The sequence below is a fragment of the Microbacterium rhizosphaerae genome (assembly GCF_034120055.1).
In the GTDB taxonomy this organism is placed as follows: Bacteria; Actinomycetota; Actinomycetes; order Actinomycetales; family Microbacteriaceae; genus Microbacterium; species Microbacterium rhizosphaerae.
Genome location: NZ_CP139368.1, coordinates 2,460,030 through 2,478,177, shown reverse-complemented (window position 1 = coordinate 2,478,177; position 18,148 = coordinate 2,460,030). Strand labels below are relative to the sequence as shown.

Annotated in this window: 18 protein-coding genes; 7 read left to right on the top strand and 11 right to left on the bottom strand. The window is 69.1% G+C overall.

Annotated features, from left to right (window positions below):
• Positions 1–86: 86 nt before the first annotated feature.
• From SM116_RS11100 to SM116_RS11070, 7 genes are all read right to left on the bottom strand, one after another.
• On the bottom strand, positions 87–296 hold the full coding sequence (locus SM116_RS11100) for a hypothetical protein (RefSeq protein WP_320941049.1): 210 nt from the start codon (positions 294–296) through the stop codon (positions 87–89).
• Positions 297–893: 597 nt separating this feature from the next.
• Entirely contained in the window at positions 894–2,444 is a 1,551-nt protein-coding gene (locus tag SM116_RS11095) for a hypothetical protein (protein WP_320941048.1), read from the bottom strand.
• A 381-nt stretch (positions 2,445–2,825) separates the two neighbouring features.
• Positions 2,826–3,611, bottom strand: a complete 786-nt coding sequence (locus SM116_RS11090; protein ID WP_320941047.1) for an alpha/beta fold hydrolase — start codon at positions 3,609–3,611, stop codon at positions 2,826–2,828.
• Positions 3,612–3,887: 276 nt separating this feature from the next.
• Positions 3,888–5,090, bottom strand: coding sequence for an ABC transporter permease (locus SM116_RS11085; RefSeq protein ID WP_320941046.1), 1,203 nt, complete (start codon positions 5,088–5,090; stop codon positions 3,888–3,890).
• Entirely contained in the window at positions 5,087–5,755 is a 669-nt protein-coding gene (locus SM116_RS11080; RefSeq protein WP_320944158.1) for an ABC transporter ATP-binding protein, read from the bottom strand. Before SM116_RS11080 ends, SM116_RS11085 begins: the two co-directional genes overlap by 4 nt.
• Positions 5,756–5,769: 14 nt before the next feature.
• Entirely contained in the window at positions 5,770–6,738 is a 969-nt protein-coding gene (locus tag SM116_RS11075; protein ID WP_320941045.1) for an efflux RND transporter periplasmic adaptor subunit, read from the bottom strand.
• A 112-nt stretch (positions 6,739–6,850) separates the two neighbouring features.
• Entirely contained in the window at positions 6,851–7,462 is a 612-nt protein-coding gene (locus tag SM116_RS11070) for a hypothetical protein (RefSeq protein WP_320941044.1), read from the bottom strand.
• Positions 7,463–7,584: 122 nt separating this feature from the next.
• Between SM116_RS11070 and SM116_RS11065 the strand changes: the two genes are divergently transcribed.
• Together SM116_RS11065 and SM116_RS11060 are read left to right on the top strand one after the other, a co-directional pair.
• Positions 7,585–8,235: a response regulator transcription factor gene (locus SM116_RS11065; RefSeq protein WP_320941043.1), complete on the top strand. Its 651-nt coding sequence runs from the start codon at positions 7,585–7,587 to the stop codon at positions 8,233–8,235.
• Complete coding sequence (locus SM116_RS11060; RefSeq protein ID WP_320941042.1) at positions 8,232–9,455, top strand: sensor histidine kinase; 1,224 nt, start codon at positions 8,232–8,234, stop codon at positions 9,453–9,455. Before SM116_RS11065 ends, SM116_RS11060 begins: the two co-directional genes overlap by 4 nt.
• A gap of 177 nt (positions 9,456–9,632) precedes the next feature.
• Here SM116_RS11060 and SM116_RS11055 read toward each other — a convergent pair whose 3' ends face one another.
• The 3 genes from SM116_RS11055 to SM116_RS11045 form a co-directional block, all read right to left on the bottom strand.
• The gene (locus SM116_RS11055) at positions 9,633–10,556 is read right to left on the bottom strand and encodes a DMT family transporter (RefSeq protein WP_320941041.1); all 924 of its coding nucleotides are present in this window, start codon (positions 10,554–10,556) and stop codon (positions 9,633–9,635) included.
• A 73-nt stretch (positions 10,557–10,629) separates the two neighbouring features.
• Positions 10,630–12,636, bottom strand: coding sequence for an ATP-dependent helicase (locus SM116_RS11050; RefSeq protein ID WP_320941040.1), 2,007 nt, complete (start codon positions 12,634–12,636; stop codon positions 10,630–10,632).
• 101 nt (positions 12,637–12,737) lie between these two features.
• Positions 12,738–13,214 (bottom strand): hypothetical protein, encoded by a 477-nt coding sequence (locus SM116_RS11045; protein ID WP_320941039.1) that lies wholly within the window; start codon positions 13,212–13,214, stop codon positions 12,738–12,740.
• A gap of 209 nt (positions 13,215–13,423) precedes the next feature.
• Here SM116_RS11045 and SM116_RS11040 point away from each other — a divergent pair, with 209 nt between their 5' ends.
• Positions 13,424–14,491, top strand: a complete 1,068-nt coding sequence (locus tag SM116_RS11040; RefSeq protein WP_320941038.1) for a TIGR03118 family protein — start codon at positions 13,424–13,426, stop codon at positions 14,489–14,491.
• Positions 14,492–14,630: 139 nt separating this feature from the next.
• A complete protein-coding gene (locus tag SM116_RS11035; protein WP_320941037.1) occupies positions 14,631–15,206 on the top strand; it encodes a YdcF family protein in 576 nt (191 codons plus the stop codon).
• Here SM116_RS11035 and SM116_RS11030 read toward each other — a convergent pair whose 3' ends face one another.
• A complete protein-coding gene (locus SM116_RS11030; protein WP_425563284.1) occupies positions 15,207–15,755 on the bottom strand; it encodes an NUDIX hydrolase in 549 nt (182 codons plus the stop codon).
• Positions 15,756–15,953: 198 nt separating this feature from the next.
• Here SM116_RS11030 and SM116_RS11025 point away from each other — a divergent pair, with 198 nt between their 5' ends.
• From SM116_RS11025 to SM116_RS11015, 3 genes are all read left to right on the top strand, one after another.
• Entirely contained in the window at positions 15,954–16,862 is a 909-nt protein-coding gene (locus SM116_RS11025) for an RNA polymerase sigma-70 factor (RefSeq protein WP_320941035.1), read from the top strand.
• Positions 16,863–16,914: 52 nt separating this feature from the next.
• On the top strand, positions 16,915–17,280 hold the full coding sequence (locus tag SM116_RS11020) for a sigma-70 family RNA polymerase sigma factor family protein (RefSeq protein WP_320941034.1): 366 nt from the start codon (positions 16,915–16,917) through the stop codon (positions 17,278–17,280).
• A gap of 81 nt (positions 17,281–17,361) precedes the next feature.
• Positions 17,362–18,123 (top strand): SDR family oxidoreductase, encoded by a 762-nt coding sequence (locus SM116_RS11015; RefSeq protein WP_320941033.1) that lies wholly within the window; start codon positions 17,362–17,364, stop codon positions 18,121–18,123.
• Positions 18,124–18,148 lie beyond the last annotated feature (25 nt).

The following is an 18,148-nucleotide window of genomic DNA, read 5'->3' as shown; positions in this document are numbered from 1 at the left end:
ACGACAACCCCCGGTAATCCGGGGGTTTTGCGTTTGTCGCGTCGACCGTTCTGAAGCGGTCGTGCAATATACGTGCGATAGCGAAGCTACGACAGCGGCCGGAATCCCACTCCGGGAGCCGCCCACACCTCGAGCTCTTCCACGTCCCCGAGCACCTTGTCCCCGCCGTCACCGTCGTAGAACGAGATCCCGATCACGTAGTTCTTGTTCTGCGCGTTCGGAGGGAGATTCCGACGCGGAATCCGCACAGACGTGCCATCGGGCTTGATATAGAGCCCTTCGTCGAGGTTCATCATGGCGCTGACGCTACGACCAGGCGTCTTGCCTGTTCTTGAGGGGGTCACATGCAGACCTCCAGATCCATACGCGCTGCTCCTGCCCGTCGACGTCGACCACCACATCCACCGCGTTGTCCGTCCATCTGCGGATCTGCACCGTCGCCCGCACATCCGCGTCCCCGAAGCGCAGCCAGGCGAGCCCCCACACGACCGTCCGATCCGGAACCGTCGTGAGGGGGACAGCACCATACCTGACTTGCTCAGGGGTGAGGGATTGCAACGGGCCGTGCTGCGCGGCCTCGCGGAGCACCCGTTCCTCCGCTAGCTGGCCCGCGTGGTGCGGATATCGCCGGTTCGTCCCCACGAATATCCATGATGCCGCGGTTCAATCCGTTAGAACATCCGTACGACGAAAAGTCCCAGATCCCGTACACAAAAAAGGCACGTCGACGGACGCCATCCGCGCCGTGGCGGGTGAGAACGGATAGCGTGCGATGTCTGCTCCGACGGTAACCCGCGTTGCTGAGCATCGAGACGTCCGCGGACGAGTGGTCGCGGCGTCTTTCTTGCACGGCGACGCTGATGCGGCAACGGGGCTCGCCGCCTGATTGCATGTCAGTGCGTGCGGACGAGGATGGACTTCGTCGCCGTCGCGGAAATCGTCTTGGTGGCATCTGTGCCGCATGTCTCGATGGCGGTGGCCGAGATGGTGAATGTCCCCTGCAGGGAGTGGGGCGGGAGCACGAAGTCGAAGTCGACGTCAGCGCCCTCGGCCAGTACTCCGGGGTCGGCGGTGCCGGTGTGCTCGGTGCCGACGGGGGGATGGAACCGCCAGGTGAGACCGCCGTCGTCGGGTCGGATCTGCCAGAGCTGGAGCCGGTACACGGTGTCGACGTCGAATTCTCCGTGGGGGATGTTGAGCGATCCCGGGCCGGCCACGGTCAGGCGGGCACCGGCCTGATTGCGCTCGGCGATGATCGCGTCACCGGCGCCTTCCAGCCCGTCATCGTTGACGCCGAATGCCGACCAGTCGAGTACGACCTGGGGAAAGTCGAACTGCGATTGCGCCTGCGCAGGCAGGCTCGTGTTGTGCACCGCCACGCGGCCCGGGAGACCGGACAGCAGCCCGGTGACCACGCCGGGCACTTGGTCGGCGTTCTCCGCCAGCTCGACAGATCCGATGACGAGGATGCCGCCGACGATGGGGATCAGCGCGCCGATCAGCCAGTCCAGAAAGCTGCCCACATTCGTCGAATACTCCGAGTCGACGTGCGGAATCGACTGAGGCGGATCGACACCGGCAACCGGCGCGACAGACAGGGTTTCCTCGATGTCGATCGAGAAGCTGATCCCCAGGTGTGAGCCGCTCACCACGGTCGACGCAGTGGCCGGCGCCGACAGGGTGACCGTGATCGACTCCACGTCGGAGTTCCCCGCCTGCACACGAGCGAAGTCAGCGAGGCGTTGCAGCGTGGTCTCGGGGACACGGACACCGAAGGGTGTGTCGGTGAACCCGGTGCGGTGCCCGCGCCGCAGGGGCGGCACGAGGGCGAACCCGGCGACCGCTTGCGGCGGGGACAGGCGGGGGAGCGGGAACTGCGGCGGTGCCGGCGGTTGCACCGGGAAGCCCGCATCCAGCAGCCAGACCCCGAGTCGCAGGATCGGTATGCCGCTGCCGTCCTGCGTAGCGATGACGTTGGGCCCGACCAGCAGCAGCCCGGCCGACGTCAGCTGGGAGGCCTGGGTGGCCAGCGTCTGCGCCACCGTGCCGACGAGGTCCTGAACCGACGGGTCGTCCGCCGTCGTCGGGAACGGAGGTTCGAGGTCGATGAGGATCGCCGGCGGCGGCACGACGACGGAGATGTCGCGCAGCACCTGGACCGACGCCGACGCGTGGGCCTGGTTGTCGTCGGTCACGACCACGGTCACCGTGTGCGCACCCGGTTGGTCGCCCACGGCGACGGAGGCGGAGAACGTCACGGTCGGGACCTTCTGATGAGCGACCACATGCTTGGTCGCCGCCACCGCCGGGCCGCCGTCGACGCTGACCTGCACTGCGTCCACGAGCACGGGCTCGAACCCACCGGTCCCTGTCGCCACCCCGGCGACGTGCAGGGCCTGACCGTCGGGCACGACGAAGTCGGGCTGTGGAGATTGGATCGTCACGTGTGGCACGATGGCTCCCTTGAATCGACGACGGTGTCGCCCGTCGTGATGGACCTCTCCCTCGTACCCGGAGAGGCCGTGCCGGGTCTGTTGATACCAACTCGGCCGCCGCGATCGCATGCAGCGATGCGGGCGCAACCGGTCTCGATTCACGGTCGCAGGTGCATCACCGGATACGTCCCAAATTGGGCCTCCGGTTACCCGAATCAGCCCTGACCACGCCGCCAGTGGCCGCGAAGGTGCTTGCCCACCTCGCTACCCGGCTCGTCGGCGCACGTTTGCCAAAGGATGCTCAACCGGGCATCGCGCGGTGGAGGCGATGTTGGGCAGTCTGCTGCCATACCCCAGGACCGAAACCACAGCCGGTTAGGTGTCGTCGGGTCAGTCGCGGGTCTCGGCATATCGGGCGATGATCTTGGCGAGTTCGTCAACGCCTTGGGTGTTCGCGGTGTGGCCCTGGGACGGCATGACGGCGCGGCTGCAGTGGGGCAGGATCTCCTGAAGCGCGTCCAGCCTGGCGGCGAGATGGGAGGGGCTCTTGCCCCCTCCGAGCAGGAGCACGGGCGTGGCGATGCCGCGGTATGCATCGCGCCGGTCGCCGAGCGCGATGAGCGAGCTGAGGTCGTCGATCTGGCGAGGGACGAGAGCTTTGTATTTCGGCATGAACGGCAGGGCGGCACGGGTCAGCCAAGCAGCCGCCGCGGGGATGCGGACGACGTCTCGTAAGAAGATCGCCAACGCTGCACCGGGCTTGCCCGCATCCACTGCTGCGCGGGTGGCTGCCTCGGCTCCGGGCTCGCCGAGCGGCAGGTCCGTAACCACCGGGGGCTCGTACAGCACGGCGCCGATGAACGCGTGCGGCATCGCCACCAGCGCCTCGAGCGCGACCACAGCGCCGGAGGAGTGGCCGACAAGGAGCATCTGTTCGTCCACTGCCCGAACCAGCGCCTCGATATCGCGCACCTCGTCGGCGATCGTGACCGGTGCGGGCAGGTCAAGGCGGTACTGGCGCCTGCGCAGCCGCAGCACGCGGAAGCGGTCGGCCAGAGTTGCCGCGACCCGCGCATAGCCGGAGCCATCGTCCATCCCCGGCGGCACAACGAGGATGATCGGGCCGGAACCCTCGTCGAACGCCTCGACATCGGTCCCGTCTGAGGCAGTGGTCACGAGCATCCCAGCGCTCCTTCGCGATACCGATGGGCAAACCACGCTTGCCTATCGTCACAATAGCGACGAGAGGTCCCCCCTTGAGTCGCCCCGTGCAGCCCCGAGGTCAGGACATGATCAGCAGCGCGCGATGCCTGATGGAGGCACATCGCGTACGGCGTCCAGACCACGCGTTTGCCATCCCCATTCGGTCATTGCGCGTCACGCTCGGATGACCTCGGTCTGCACTCAGATCGGCTCGACCGGTGCGGTCGGCTCTTACAGCGCGATGGTCTGCTACTCGGGAGCACGGAGCGCCTCGGCGGGGGGAAGCCGCGCCGCGCGGATCGCCGGGTAGACGCCGGCGGCGATTCCCACCACCATCGACGCCGTCAATGCGGCGGCCAGCGCCAGGGGCGGAAGCACGACGACCTCGCGCTGCACGCTCGCAACCGCGGCCGTGATGCCGGCACCGAGGACTGCGCCGGCTACCCCTCCGCCCAGAGCGAGAAGGGTCGATTCCGCGAGGAACTGCGTCGCGATGTGGCGTGACCGCGCTCCGAGCGCGCGGCGGAGCCCGATCTCGGATCGGCGCTCGATGACCGACACGACCATGACGTTGGCGATGCTGAGACCGCCGACCAGGAGCACGACGCCGGCCAGGGCGATGAAGAGTCCGGTGAAGGCGTCTTTGGCGGCGATGCGGGCGATCAGAATCGCGGATGGCCTGCGCACCGCGACGGCTTCCGGCTGCTGCGGAGACGCGGTGAAGGGGAGGATGGCGGCGACCGCCGCGACCTCGTCGGGGTCTGCGCGTAGGTAGATCCGCGTGGCAGCGCCGTCGAACCGAAGGAGGCGCTGGGCGATCGGGAAGGACACGAGTGCGGAGTCGTCGATCTCGGGGGCGAGGCTCGATGGCGCGAGGATGCCGACGACAGGCCAGGTGCTTCCGTCGATGACGACCGAGGTCTCAGCGTCGATCCGGTCGACGCCGAGGTTCTGCGCGGCGCTGTAGCCGAGGACGACTTCCGGGTAGGTCTGGCCGACCGGGTCGAGGTAGTGCCCGGCGATCACCGGAGCGGTGATCACGTCGAGAAGGGCGGGATCGGCTGCGAGCACGCTGATGCCGTTGGTCTGGAGAGCGGGGATGGCGGCAGTGCGGCGCACAGTCGCGCCGGGCACGGAGCCGACCTGGACGACCGAGCTGACCGGCGGGATCGCGCGGATCATCGCCGCCGCGGTCGGCGGCAGGGGCGTGGGGTTGCCGCTGAACGTCTGCCCGGCCGCGACCGTGAGGAGGTTTCCGTCCCTGCCGAGTTGATCGATCAGGGCTGCCTGGGCGGACGCGGCGAGGCCGGTCACGCAGACGAGGGATGCGACGGCGACGGCGATGCCGACGACGGAGAGGATGCTGCGGGCCTTCCGCGCCCGCATCCCGATCAGTCCTGCGGCGACGGCGTCGCTGACACGCAGCACGGACCGCGGCGATTCCGCGCTCATGCGGATTCCCCGGTGTTGTCGACGATCCCGCCGTCACGCACGGTGATCGTACGACCGAGTCTCGTGGCGACGGTCGGGTCGTGTGTCACGACGACGACTGCGGTGTCGGCATCCGCAAGACCCGTGAGCAGGCTCATCACCATCCCTCCGTTCACCGAGTCGAGGTTTCCCGTCGGCTCATCGGCGAGGATCAGGTTCGGATGCCCGATGATCGCCCGTGCGATCGCGACCCGCTGGCGCTCGCCGCCCGAGAGGTGACTGACCCGTTCCGACGCGCGACGATGGAGTCCGACGCGTTCGAGCGCCGCCTGTGCGGAACTGCGGCGCGCGCGGCCGCCGACGCCGTGGTACAGCAGGCCCGTCGCCACGTTCTCAAGAACCGTCAGGTGCTCGATGAGGTGGAAACGCTGGAAGACGAAGCCGATCCGGTGGGCCCGGATGCCCGCCACCTGCGCATCCGGCAGCGCGGCCAGATCGTTCCCGAGGATCTGCACCGCCCCGCTGCTGGGACGCTCGAGTCCCCCGAGGATGCCGAGCAGCGTGGTCTTCCCCGACCCTGACGGCCCGACGACCGCGACAGTGTCGCCGGCATCGATCGTCAGGGAGGCGTCCCGAAGGGCGGTGAACGGAACCGGGGAGCCGTACACCTTGCTCACCCTGTCCATGCTGACGAGATGGGTCATGATGCCGGGACCACCACTCGGTCGCCGGCTCGCAGCGCGGCGGAATCGACCTGAACCCGGGTCCCCGCGAACACGCCCGGCGTGACGGCGACGAGATCGCGGGCGGATCCGTGTGCCACGTAGACGCCGTAGCCGCCGCCCGCGAGAGCGACGAGGGCGGTGATCGGCACGGCGAGGACGCCGGTGACGGTCCGGTCGGTGACCTGCACGGTGACCGGCGCCTCGTCGAGGCCGGCCGCCTGTAAGGGGTCGTCCAGGACGATCGTGGCCGGGATGGTGACGGGACCGTTGTTCTGCTGGCCGCCGGCGCCGGATGAGTCGGATGCGGCGACCGTGGACACCGCAGTCACCGCACCCGCCACGCTCCGTCCCGCCGGCAGCGTCACCGTGACCCTGTCGCCGGGGTGGACGAGGTCGGTCTGGGCGGCGGGGACGGCAGCGGTGACCTCGACCGATGTCGAGCCGACCATGAGTGCCGGCTCGCCGTCCGAGACACGGGAGCCGAGTGGCGCCGTGAGGCCCAGGATCCGCACGGCGCCGGGCTCGAACACGAGGTCGGAGCGGCTCACCGACCCGGTCGCGGGAAGGCCGAGCGAACGCTGCCACCGCCCGACGGCGGTCGCCGTTCGCGACGTGTAGGTGTCGTCGACTGTCAGGCCGAGGCCCGACGCGAACCCCAGGTCGACGAGATCGGCCTCCAACTGGCGGACGTCCGCTCCCGCGCTCATGCCGACGTGGAAGTCCCGCCACGCTGGTTCAGCGCCTCCCATCAGCACGATCGGTCGTCCGTCGACCGTGAAGAGGACACCGCCGGCGGTGATCGTCGACCCGAGCATCGGGACCGCGGTGACCGTTCCGGATGCCGGGCTGAAGAGCGGCCGCGAGGCGCCGTGCCCGAGGGTGCCCGACAGCTGTGTCGTACTCGACAGGGTCGTCCGCTCGACCGTCGCGGTCTTCGTGGGCACGGCCGCGACGGTCGCCGTCGGATGGGCCGCGGATGTCGCCCACGCCCCGCCACCGACCGCCGCGAGGACCACGAGCGCAACGGCGGCCGCAGCCCACGAGAGGGCGGAGCGATCAATCCTTCGCAAGGCTCGTCAACTCCGAGGCTCGGATCTCTGCGTCGAGCAGCGCGCGGCACGCGGCGAAGGCCCGCTGCACCGCCGGGTCGTCCTTGCCCAGCGCGCCGTTGTTGGGCAGGTCGCCGGCACGGAGCCCGAATCCGTGACCCGGCGTGTACGCCGATGCGCTCGTCGGATCGTGCATGGACGGCAGACCGTGCTGGCGCAGACACTGGGCCGAGCGAACCCCGGCGGCGACCAGCGCCGGCGGGGCGGGGGGCTCGTCGGTCGGGCTGTATCCGGCGGCCGCGGCCAATGCGCCGCAGGACTGGTCCAGCTCGTCCAGGGCCGAGCGGCTCAGCCGGTCGAGGCTCCGGGTGTCCGAGTACACGTGACCGGCGGCGTCGATGACCGGCTCCTGGTAGGTCGGCGCGCCGTGAGAGCGGATGCATTCGGCGACCGCGTGCACCTTCGCGGCGCGATCGCCTCCTGAGCCGCCGTCGGCGTTCGCGGTGCCCGATGTCGAGCCGAGCGCGGGAACCGTCGGGCCCCCGGCCGACGAGCACCCGGCCAGGACGAGTGCGCCGAGCAGCGTGAGCGCGGCGAGGGCGGTGAGGCCGCGTTTCATGATCCACCTCCGGAATGTCGGCCCCTCGTGGGGCGATGAACCCGTTGTATCCGGAGGTGGATGACACGAGCCGAACGCGGCGTGTTATGCCCGCGTCATCCCGTCGCCGCGACAATGAGTTCATGCGCGTTCTCGTTGTAGAGGACCATCGGCAATTGGCTCACCTGATCGCCGAGGGCCTGACTGATGCGGGCTTCGCCGCCGATGTCGTCTACGACGGCGCCCGCGCCCTCGAGCAGACCGAGGAGGTCGACTATGACGTCGTCGTGCTCGACCGCGACCTGCCCGTCGTGCATGGAGACAGGGTGTGCCGCGAGCTCGCCAGCCGGGAGGATCCGGTGCGCATCATCATGCTCACGGCCGCAGCCGATGTCGCCGATCGAGTGGACGGGTTGGAACTCGGCGCCGACGACTACCTCGGCAAGCCGTTCGCCTTCGAAGAGCTGGTCGCCCGCATCCGCGCGCTCGGTCGCCGTGAGCCCTCGAAAGCTGCGGTCATCCGGCGCGGGGATCTCGTGATCGACCGGCCGCGGATGCGCTGCACGCGCGCGGGGCGTCCACTGCCGCTCACGCTGAAGGAGTTCGGCGTGCTGGAGTGCCTGGCCGCCGCGGACGGCGCCGTGGTGAGCGCCGAAGAGCTGCTCGAGCATGTGTGGGACGTCAACGCGGATCCGTTCAGCAACACCGTCGCGGTGACGCTCGCGCGGCTTCGCAAGAAGCTCGGGGATCCCCCGGTGATCGAGACGGTCGTGGGGGCGGGGTACCGGCTGTGAGACGGTTGTTCTCGACAGCCCGCGCGCGGCTGGCGCTCCTGTTCATGGGCCTGTTCGCCGTCGCGGGCGCCGCCCTGGTCGGGCTCACGTATCTCCTCGTCTCCGCGAACGTTCATGCATCCGACATCAGCGTTCCGCCCGACTACGAGAAGCTGCTCAAGACGTGCACCAATCTCGGCACCACGGGCGTTCCCGTCGACGCGAATCTCCGCGAGAAGTGCGCGGTGCTCCTCTCGCACAGCTCCGCCGCGTTCGCCGCCGTGCAGCGCGGCGCCATGCTGCAGACGCTCGCGGTGGATGCGCTGATCGCACTTGCTGTGCTGACTCTCCTGTCCGGCGTGATCGGATGGGTGGTGGCGGGGCGCATCCTCCGACCGGTGAAGCGGATCACGGATGCAGCTCGGGCTGCGGGGGAGGGGGACCTTTCCGCCCGGCTCGCTCTTGACGGTCCGCACGACGAGCTGCGGGAGCTCGCTGACACCTTCGACGGCATGCTCGATCGGCTGCAAGCGGCATTCGTCTCGCAGAGGCGCTTCATCGCCAATGCCAGCCATGAGCTCCGCACCCCGCTGACCGTCATCCGCACCGCGGTGGACGTTGTCCTGGCCAGGACGTCGCCCTCGATCGGCGAGCTCCGACGGATGGGAGAGGACGTGCGCGATGAGACCGATCGAGCGGACGCGTTGATCGACGCGCTTCTGACCCTCGCCCGCAGCGACGCCATCGTGCACAGCGCCGGGCCGGTCGCGCTCGGCGATATCGTGCGCATGGCGGTGGAGCGGATTCGTGCCGAAGACATGACGATCGCGGTGGCGACGGCGCCCGGTGAGGTCGACGGCGATCCGAGCCTGCTCGGGCGCCTCGTCGCAAACCTCGTGGACAATGCCGTCCGCTACAACGAACGCGGCGGCACTGTCCGGGTCTCCGTCGCGGAGGACGAGATGCACGTGATGCTGCGGGTCGTCAACAGCGGACCGCCGGTGCCGCCCGGGGAGGTCGCCCGGCTGTTCGAACCCTTCACGCGGCTCGATGATCGGACCGGTGACGGCTTCGGCCTGGGGCTGAGCATCGTGCAGTCGATCGCCCACGCGCACGCCGCGACCGTCGAAACGGTGGCACCCCCGACAGGGGGACTGGACATCACCGTGACATTCCCGAGAAGTCGGCAGCCGGCCGCGGTCCGAAGCGGTGTTCATGCCTCGACCGATCAGCCGCGCTGAGCCGGCTCACGAGAGCGGCCCGCGGTCGTGCGCCTCCACCGCAAGACCCGCCGCCCTGACAGCGGATGCGCGTCCCGGGGCGTGGATGACCGTGGCCCGGCATCCCTCGCCGGTGCAACGCCTGCACCCCGCCGCCGCATCCACACGGCGGCGGGGTGCATGGGGGCTTACACGGGGTCACGCGGGTGCTGATTCCTTCAGCCGGGCAAGACGGAACACGCCCAGGACGGCGACCGCGCCGGCGAGCACGAAGACGATCCCGACCCACGAGGGCGCGGCGACCGCCTCGCCGAGAACGACGATGCCGATCGTGACGCCGACCATGGGGTCGATGACCGTGAGACCGGCGACGACCAGGGCGGCAGATCCGCTCGAGTAGGCGGTCTGGACCAGGTAGGAGCCGGCGAGGGCCGCGACGATGATCGCAAGGACGGCGAGAACGGTCAGGCCGTCACCGGGCGCGAGTGCGAAACCGTGCATGACGATGGTCTGGACGCGGTCGATGACGACCTTCGCGAGCGTGGCCACGAACCCGAAGAGAATGCCTCCGGCGATGATGTAGTAGACGGTCGGCGAGCGTCGACGGAAGAGGACGAAGCCTGCAGCGAGGATGGCGAGAACGCAGGCGAGGATGATCAGCACGATCACGAGCTGCTCGGTCTGGATCGGGATCGAGGTCGTTGTGTATGCGGCGACCGCGACGAAGACGCCGATGCCGCCGACGCAGAGGAGGATGGCGCGGATCGCCGAGTTGCTGAGGCGCGTCCTGGTCGCGCGCGCGTTGAGAAGGGCCGTGATCACGAGTGCGAGCGCACCCAGGGGCTGCACGACGGTCAGCGGGGCGAGAAGCAGGCTGAGGAGTTGCAGCACGATGGCGCCGGCGAGTATCAGCGTTCCCACGAGCCACGCGGGCCGGCGGGCCAACGCCAGCAGGTGACCCACACCGAGCCCCGTCTTCGCGTCGGCTCGGCTGTCGGCGTCGACTCTGGCCACGCCGCGCTGCTGGAACTGGGCCCCGAAAGCCAGGAACACCGATCCGAGCAGGGCGACCGGAATCCCGAGCGCCTGCAGCGGCGACAACGAGACCAATCCGCCGACCATGCCGCCAACGTACGCGCCCCCGATCACACCCAGCTGTGACCGTGGTTCCGGTCCGGCAGCCGGCGTGTGCAGGTCAGGCGAAGAGTTCGTCGAACGCATCCGTGCGCACGCGCGGCGCCCCGACAGCCCGGGTGATCGCAGGCCCGGACGTGACGGCCGCCGTGCTGACCGACTCCATGAGAGCGCGTGCGGGCTCGGTCAGGAACCTGCTGGGCTTGGCGGCGACATGCTTCGCCATGAACGCTGAGGGATGCGTGGGCAGCTGCGCGGGCACGTACACGTCGACGACGTCGCGCGCCCGGGTGAGCGCGACGTAGAAGAGGCGCTCCTCCTCGGCGAGGCCGACGGACGAGGTGAGAGCCATGTCGGAGGGCATCGCGCCGTCGTTCGCGCGCAGGAGGTGCACCGTGTCCCACTCCAGGCCCTTCGCGGAGTGGATCGTGGAGAGGGTCAGCCAGTCCTCGTCGAGATGTGGCTGTTTCGCCCAGTCGCCGGCGACGTTCACCGGGTCGATCGCCTGCTCGCTGACGAACGTGCGGAGATCGCTCTGTCGAGCGGCCGCCTGCGCGATGCCGTCGACCTCGGTCACCCGACGCTGCCAATCCGGGTAGTACGCGCGCAGCAGCGGATCCACCGCGCCTCGGCACGCCTCGACCAGCTCCGGCACGACGGTCGTGGAGTCGACGGCGCCGAGCAGCGACAAGGTCGAGGCAAGTAGGGTGCGCCCCTTCGCGGGTGCCGCCGCGACCGCGTCGGCCGCGCGATCGATGCCCCCGTCCGCGAGGATCCCTGCGAGTGCGCGCGCACTCGCTTTGCCGATCGCGCGGTGCCGGGTGAGCAGGCGGTACCAGGACACCTCGTCTGCCGCATTGAGCACCACTCGGAAGCTCGCCAGCAGGTCGCGCACATGCGACGTCTCCAGGTAGCCGATCCCGCCGAACTTGTGGAACGGGATCCCCCGCACCTTGAGCTCGACCTCCAGCTGCGCGCTGTGGGATCCGGTGCGCATCAGCACGGCCTGCGAACGCAGTGGCGTGCCATCGACGTGTGCGGCGAGGATGCGGTCCGCGATCGTGCGCGCCTCGTCGTCTGCATTCCGGCAGGTCACCAGCGTCGGTCGGGCGCCCGGCTGCGGACGGTCGGCGACGAGCCGCAGCCTCAGTTCGCCCGGGCGCACCTGGTTCGCGAGGTCGAGGATCTGCTGCGTGGAACGGAAATTGCGTTCGAGACGCACGAGCGTGGCATCGGGGTAGGCCTCGACGAGTTCGAGCAGGTGGCCGGCGCTCGCCCCTCGGAACGCGTAGATCGCCTGTGCGTCGTCGCCGACGACCGTGAGCCCGCGGCCGTCGGGACTGAGCCCGCGCACGATGTCGACCTGAAGCTGGTTGACGTCCTGGTACTCGTCGACGAGCACCCAGTCCCAGCGCGCGCGCAGCCGCGCTCCCACATCGGGGTCAGCGACCAGCGCCCGCCAGGCGATGAGCAGATCATCCAGATCGAGCAGGCCGCGCTCGCGCTTGCGGGCGCGGTAGTGGCGCAACAGACCGGCGATCGCATCGGCCTGTTCCAGCGCCCAGGGAAACTGCTCTTCGATGACCGCGCGGGCCGGCGTCGCGGTGTTGATCGCGCGGGAGGCGATGTCGGCGATGGTGCGCGTCGTGGGCAGCCGCACCTCGGTGCCGTCGAGCCCGTGCTCCGCACGCAGCAGGTCGATCAGGTCGATGACGTCGTCGGGATCGATGACCGTCACGTCCGCCAGCCCCAGATGCTGTGCGTGCTCCGCGACGATGCGGTGCGCGACCGCATGGAACGTGCCGCCGGCGATGCGCTGTGCCGCCTGCGCGTCGCCGCACATGACCGCGGCGCGAGAGAGCATCGCGGATGCCGCGCGCCGCGTGAACGTCAGCAGCAGGATCCGTTCAGGGGGCACCCCTGCCTCGAGCAGCCGCGCAACCCGCGCGGTGAGCACGCGCGTCTTGCCCGTGCCCGCCCCTGCCGCGACCACCAGCGGCCCATCGCCGTGCTCGACCGCCTCGAGCTGTGCGGGGTCCAGCCCGGCGAGCGCGTCACTTACTGCCACGGAGCTGACGGTAACGAGACCCCCGGACATTCATCATCCACACCCACTTCGGTGGCTGAACGCCCGCGCAGCACCACGCCGTTGCCATCGGTGTCCGGAATTCAGGTTCCATCGTGTCGTGGCGGGCGGGCCAGTACCTGCACGAATCGGATGAGCTGAACGACGATGGCGATGGCAGATCCGGCGATCGCGAGGGTGATGAGGATGCGGGTCAGAAGTGTCCAGGGCGCTGCCGGATGGAATTCGAAGGGGAAGACGATCCACAGCTGGAACATCGCCGCAAGGCCGACTGCCGTTGTCGCCAGGTCGCCGGCCGCCCTCACCCATCGCTGATCGGTGAAGAGGTAGACCAGATTCGCCGCCATGCCGACGATGATCGATCCATTGATCCACGGAAGGACCGCGACAGTCGCGGATGTGAGGAATGGCACCACGCGCCAACTCGGCTCCACGTTGATGAGATACAGGATCGCAGCGTTGACGAGGATGGCGATCAGATACCCGAACCGTCGGGCTGCCGTGCTCGGTCTGCGACGAGTCGCCGGCAGCTCGGGCGTCGTCTGCAGGTTCGCCGACATCGTCTCGCCTCCTCCATCAACCCGGCTGATGAGCACGCGATGGCGCGTGTACTCATGCCGAGTCTTTCGAGTCAGCCGACCGACCGACAGGGGCGAAGGTCCCGCGTTCGCCGAAGAACCACCACAGCATGAACCCTGGCGGCGTCCACCTCGTGTGTGTGAGGACGGGTCTGCGCCGTTGCAGGCCGAACCTTGAGGAGGCACATGTCATGGTTGCCAAAGGAACCATCGTCGGGGGAGCCGCGAGCCTAGCGCTGGCACTGGCCGTGGCGGCCGCCGGACCGGCGAACGCGGCCGGAACCGGCACATTTCAGCAGATCAACCTCGTGTCGAACCAACCGGGGGTCGCGGCGCTCACGGATCCGGCGCTCGTGAACGCGTGGGGCCTGTCGCACGGGCCCAACACGCCCGTCTGGGTCTCGGACAACGGATCCGATCAGACGACGCTCTACCGGACGGACATCGCCGGCAGCCCGGTGACCAAGGTGCTCTCGGTCGCCATCCCGGGCGGAGCCCCGACCGGCCAGGTGTTCAACAACAGCGGATCGGGGTTCGACGTCCCGGGGACCACCACACCGGCACGGTTCATCTTCGCCGGCGAGGACGGCTTCATCTCCGCATGGGCCGGAGGCGCCGCAGCCACACAGGTCGGCGGGCAGATGCCCGACTCGGTCTTCAAAGGCCTGGCGCTGGTGCAGAGCCCGACCGGACCGCTGCTGCTCGCGACGAACTTCCGCGCCAACCGGATCGACGCATGGAACTCGTCGTGGACCCTCGTGTCGACGCCGTCGATGTTCCACGACCCGAACCTGCCCGCCGGCTACGCGCCCTTCAACGTGGCTGAGATCAACGGCCAGGTGTTCGTGACGTACGCCAAGCAGGATGCGACGTTGCACGACGACGTCGCGGGGCCGGCCCACGGATTCATCGACGTCTACACGACGGGCGGCGACTTCGTGAAGCGGTTCGCGACCCACGGCGTGCTCAACTCGCCGTGGGGCATGACGCTCGCACCCGCGAGCTTCGGCCAGTTCGGCGGCGACCTGCTCGTCGGGAACTTCGGCGACGGGCGCATCCACGTGTTCGACCCGCAGACCGGGGCGGTCCTCGGACTTCTCCGCGGCACGTCTGGCGGACCGCTGGTCATCGACGGCCTCTGGGGCCTCATCGTCGGCACCCAGGTTGCCGGTGGCACCGAGTCCGTGTGGTTCAGCGCGGGGCCGAACGGGGAGTCGGACGGCCTGCTGGGCCTGCTCCAGCCCGCTATGAAGGGCTAGGCGCCGACGAGCGGGCGAGATGGCCGGGGGCCGCGCCAGCAGCCTCCGGCCACACCGGTGTTATCCGTCGACGGTAGATATCGGCTCGCGACTGCTGATGCGAGGGCGCCGGAACCCGAGGCGCCTATGGTGGAAGACCGTGGGTGATGCGCGAAAGCAAGGTCGACGCGTATCGCTGTGGGTCAGGTTCGCTGCCGGGGCTGCGGCCGTCGCGGCGCTGCTCGCAGCGGTGTGCGTCGCGCTGTACGTGACCCCTGCGACTGACTCGCCCGTGAAAGCCGACGCGATTCTTGTTCTCGGCCCGCCCCTGGAGCCCCGCATCCGCACCGCCTACCGCCTGGCGGAGGCGGGCGTGTCCGACAAAGTCATCGTCTCGATTCCGAGCGACCGCGTGCCGTCGTCCGGAAAGCTCGTGTACTGCCCCGCGCCGCCTCCAGGCATCGACGTCGCGTGCTTCGTCCCGTCGCCGTTCACCACGAGGGGGGAAGCGGCGTACGCGCAGGAGATGTACGACCGCGGCCAGCTCAGCACGGTGGTGGTCGTCACCCAAGCACCGCACATCCTCCGCGCCCGCCTCATCTTCGCTCGGTGCTTCGGTGGCCGCGCGCAGTTCGTCGCAGACGACTCCCACCGATCGATCCTCGGGTGGCTGTATGAATTCGCGTACCAGACGGCGGCCATGGTCCCCGCGATATTCGAGCCCTGCGCGTCATAGTCAGCTGTGGCGAAGCTGTCGCGAGGACGCCTCGCGCGCAGCCTGCCGTACCCGCAACCGCCAGCCCGGCGGCACATTCTCGGGAAGCTCATCGAGCGGGAACCAGCGGACATCCTCGCTCTCCTCGCTCACGGTGAGATGGGCGTCGGCGGGTACCACGGCGGCGTACACGACGTCCCAGTGCGCGGCGCAGGAGAATCCCGCGTGCAGGTCGTGGCGATCCAGATCGACGATGGCAGGGGAGAGCAGCGTGAGGTCGGCTATGCCGGACTCTTCCCGAGCCTCCCGCTGCGCCGCGTCGGCCACCGATGCGTCGGCCGGCTCGATGTGGCCGCCGAACTGCAGCCAGAACTGGCCCTTGCGGTGGAAGCAGAGCAGGACCCGGTCGAACTCCGGCGAGAACACGAGGCAGGATGCGGTCACGTGCTCGGGCCCACCCTCGCGACGCAGCGCCGTGTCACCTTCGGTGCGGACCCAGCGGATGTACGAGTCCCGCAGATCGCTTGCCGGCAGTTCCTCGAGGCTGGCGAGCAGATCGTGCACGGGCATCCCCAGATCGTCTCCTGCTTGATCACGCTGACGCAAACCGGTCTCCCCAGCCGGTGCCGGGGAGACCCACCGGAGAGTTCGGCGGTGCGATCGCGCGGAAGATCCGCGGTGCACGTCACATCCGGAAGGGCGATCCGGTCAAGATGAGTAGGGCGCTGCGAAGAACGACGGCGCGAGACAGAATCGGTCCGGCGAAGGGTGAGACACACGGACGACCGGGAGATGGGCGATCGGGCGGATCTCGACGCGGCGGCAGCGGTGTTCGCAGGCGAGCGGCGCCGACTGTTCGGCATCGCCTATCGGATGCTGGGCACCGTCGCAGACGCCGAAGACATCGTGCAGGAGGCGTGGATCCGGTGGCAGCACACGGATCGGTCGGCGGTGAAGGAGCCGGCGGCGTTTCTGACGACAGTGACCACGCGGCTCTGCATCAACGAGGCGAAGTCGGCCCACTCGCGCCGGGAGACGTATATCGGTCCGTGGCTGCCCGAGCCGGTGAACACGGAGGACGATCCACTGCTCGGGGCAGAGCGCGGGGAGGCCCTGCAGTTCGCGGTGCTGCTCCTGCTCGAGAAGCTCACACCGACCGAACGTGCCGCGTACGTGCTTCGCGAAGCCCTGGACTATCCGTACGAGCGGATCGCCGTCATCGTGCGGTCGACGGCGCCCGCGGCGCGCCAGCTGGTGAGCAGAGCGCGCAAGCATCTCTCCGGGAGCAGACGCACCGAGGTCCCCGCGAGCGAGCATCGACGGTTGCTGGAGACGTTCCTCACGGCGGCCAAGAGCGGGGATGTGGGCGCCCTGGAGGACCTGTTCGCCTCGGACGTGGTCAGCTACACCGATGGCAACGGCGTGAAGCTCGCGGCACGGGTCCCGGTGCGCGGGCGCGAGCGCGTCGCGAAGTTCGTCGCCGCGTTCTCCGGGCATTTCTGGACGGGGAAGACCGTCGGCTGGGTCGAGATCAACGGTCAGCCGGCGGCGACGCTGTCTGAGAACGGCGTCGTCACCACCGCTGTGACGGTCACCGCATCCGAGAACGGCATCCTACAGCTCCTCTGGCAGATGAGCCCCGACAAGCTGCATCACATCGCACCGGCCGGAGCATGACGCCGCGCGTCGCCGCGTCGTGGTCTCGCAGCATCGCCCCTCGGAAGAGCCGATGACGTGCCGCGAGGCGGCTGTCGCCGAGGCGATCCGCGACTCGCTGGGCGTCGGCGATCGCACGCGTGTGGAGCGGATGCTGCGCCGCGGGGTCACGCTGCTGGTCGACGGCGGGGGACGCGTCGCCGCGCCGAGCGCGCCGATCGTGGGACGCAGGGCCGCCGCCGGTGCGCTTGTCGAGCTGCTGACGCCCACCGCGGCGTCGAGTTCCACGATGGCCACCGTCAACGGCGCGCCCGCGATCGCGTTCCATGAAGGTGCGCGCGTGGTCGCGGTGCTCGCTCTGCGTCTTCGCGGACGAAGGGCGTCGGACGTATGGCTCGTGGTCAATCCCGACAAGCTCCGGCACTGGAACATGCCCTGACGGTGTCACAAAGCGACCCGACGATCGGTCACCACTCATGAGGCGCCCTTCCGGCGCCACCCCCGAACGAAAGGCACGAACATGGCGAAGATCATCGTCGTCGGCGGAACCGGGCTCATCGGATCCAAAGTGGTCGCGAAGCTGTCCGAGCACGGTCACGAAGCCGTCGCGGCGGCGCCCAGCACCGGCGTCGACACCCTGACGGGTGAGGGACTCGCAGATGCGATGACGGGAGCGCAGGTCGTCGTCGACGTCTCGAACTCGCCGTCCTTCGAAGAGAACGCCGTGCTGGAGTTCTTCACCACCTCCACTCGCAACCTGCTCGCCGCGGAGGCGGCCGCCGGTGTCGGTCACCACGTGGCGCTGACCATCGTCGGCACCAACCGCCCCCAGAACATCCCCTACTTCCGGGCCAAGACCGCGCAGGAGAAGCTCATCACGGAGTCCGGGATGCCGTACTCGCTCGTCCACGCCACCCAGTTCTTCGAGTTCCTGGGCAGCATCGCCGACATCTCGGTGGTGGCCGACGGCACCGTGCATCTGCCCGGAGCCCTCATCCAGCCGATCGCCGCGGAGGATGTCGCCACCGCCGTGGCTCGCACGGCAGCCGGGCGGCCGATCAACGGCGATCTCGAGATCGCCGGACCCGAGCAGTTCCCCATGGACGAGTTCGTCCGGCGAGGCCTCGCGTTCCGTGGCGATCCCCGGACGGTCGTGCAGGATCCGGACGCGCAGTACTACGGCGCACACATCGAGGAGCGCACTCTCATTCCCCTGGACGGTGCGGAGATCTTCCCCACCACGCTGGCGGAGTGGCTTCCCGCCAACCCCCCGCGTTCCTGACCACGGCAGGGCGGGCAGGAGGATC

Bases quoted from the DNA above. Each gene is read 5' to 3' on its own strand.
- SM116_RS11085 (WP_320941046.1), bottom strand. From the start codon at position 5,090: ATGAGCGCGGAATCGCCGCGGTCCGTGCTGCGTGTCAGCGACGCCGTC.
- SM116_RS11020 (WP_320941034.1), top strand. From the start codon at position 16,915: ATGACGTGCCGCGAGGCGGCTGTCGCCGAGGCGATCCGCGACTCGCTG.
- SM116_RS11030 (WP_425563284.1), bottom strand. From the start codon at position 15,755: ATGCCCGTGCACGATCTGCTCGCCAGCCTCGAGGAACTGCCGGCAAGC.
- SM116_RS11070 (WP_320941044.1), bottom strand. From the start codon at position 7,462: ATGAAACGCGGCCTCACCGCCCTCGCCGCGCTCACGCTGCTCGGCGCA.
- SM116_RS11100 (WP_320941049.1), bottom strand. From the start codon at position 296: ATGATGAACCTCGACGAAGGGCTCTATATCAAGCCCGATGGCACGTCT.
- SM116_RS11080 (WP_320944158.1), bottom strand. From the start codon at position 5,755: ATGGACAGGGTGAGCAAGGTGTACGGCTCCCCGGTTCCGTTCACCGCC.
- SM116_RS11065 (WP_320941043.1), top strand. From the start codon at position 7,585: ATGCGCGTTCTCGTTGTAGAGGACCATCGGCAATTGGCTCACCTGATC.
- SM116_RS11055 (WP_320941041.1), bottom strand. From the start codon at position 10,556: ATGGTCGGCGGATTGGTCTCGTTGTCGCCGCTGCAGGCGCTCGGGATT.
- SM116_RS11040 (WP_320941038.1), top strand. From the start codon at position 13,424: ATGGTTGCCAAAGGAACCATCGTCGGGGGAGCCGCGAGCCTAGCGCTG.
- SM116_RS11045 (WP_320941039.1), bottom strand. From the start codon at position 13,214: ATGTCGGCGAACCTGCAGACGACGCCCGAGCTGCCGGCGACTCGTCGC.
- SM116_RS11015 (WP_320941033.1), top strand. From the start codon at position 17,362: ATGGCGAAGATCATCGTCGTCGGCGGAACCGGGCTCATCGGATCCAAA.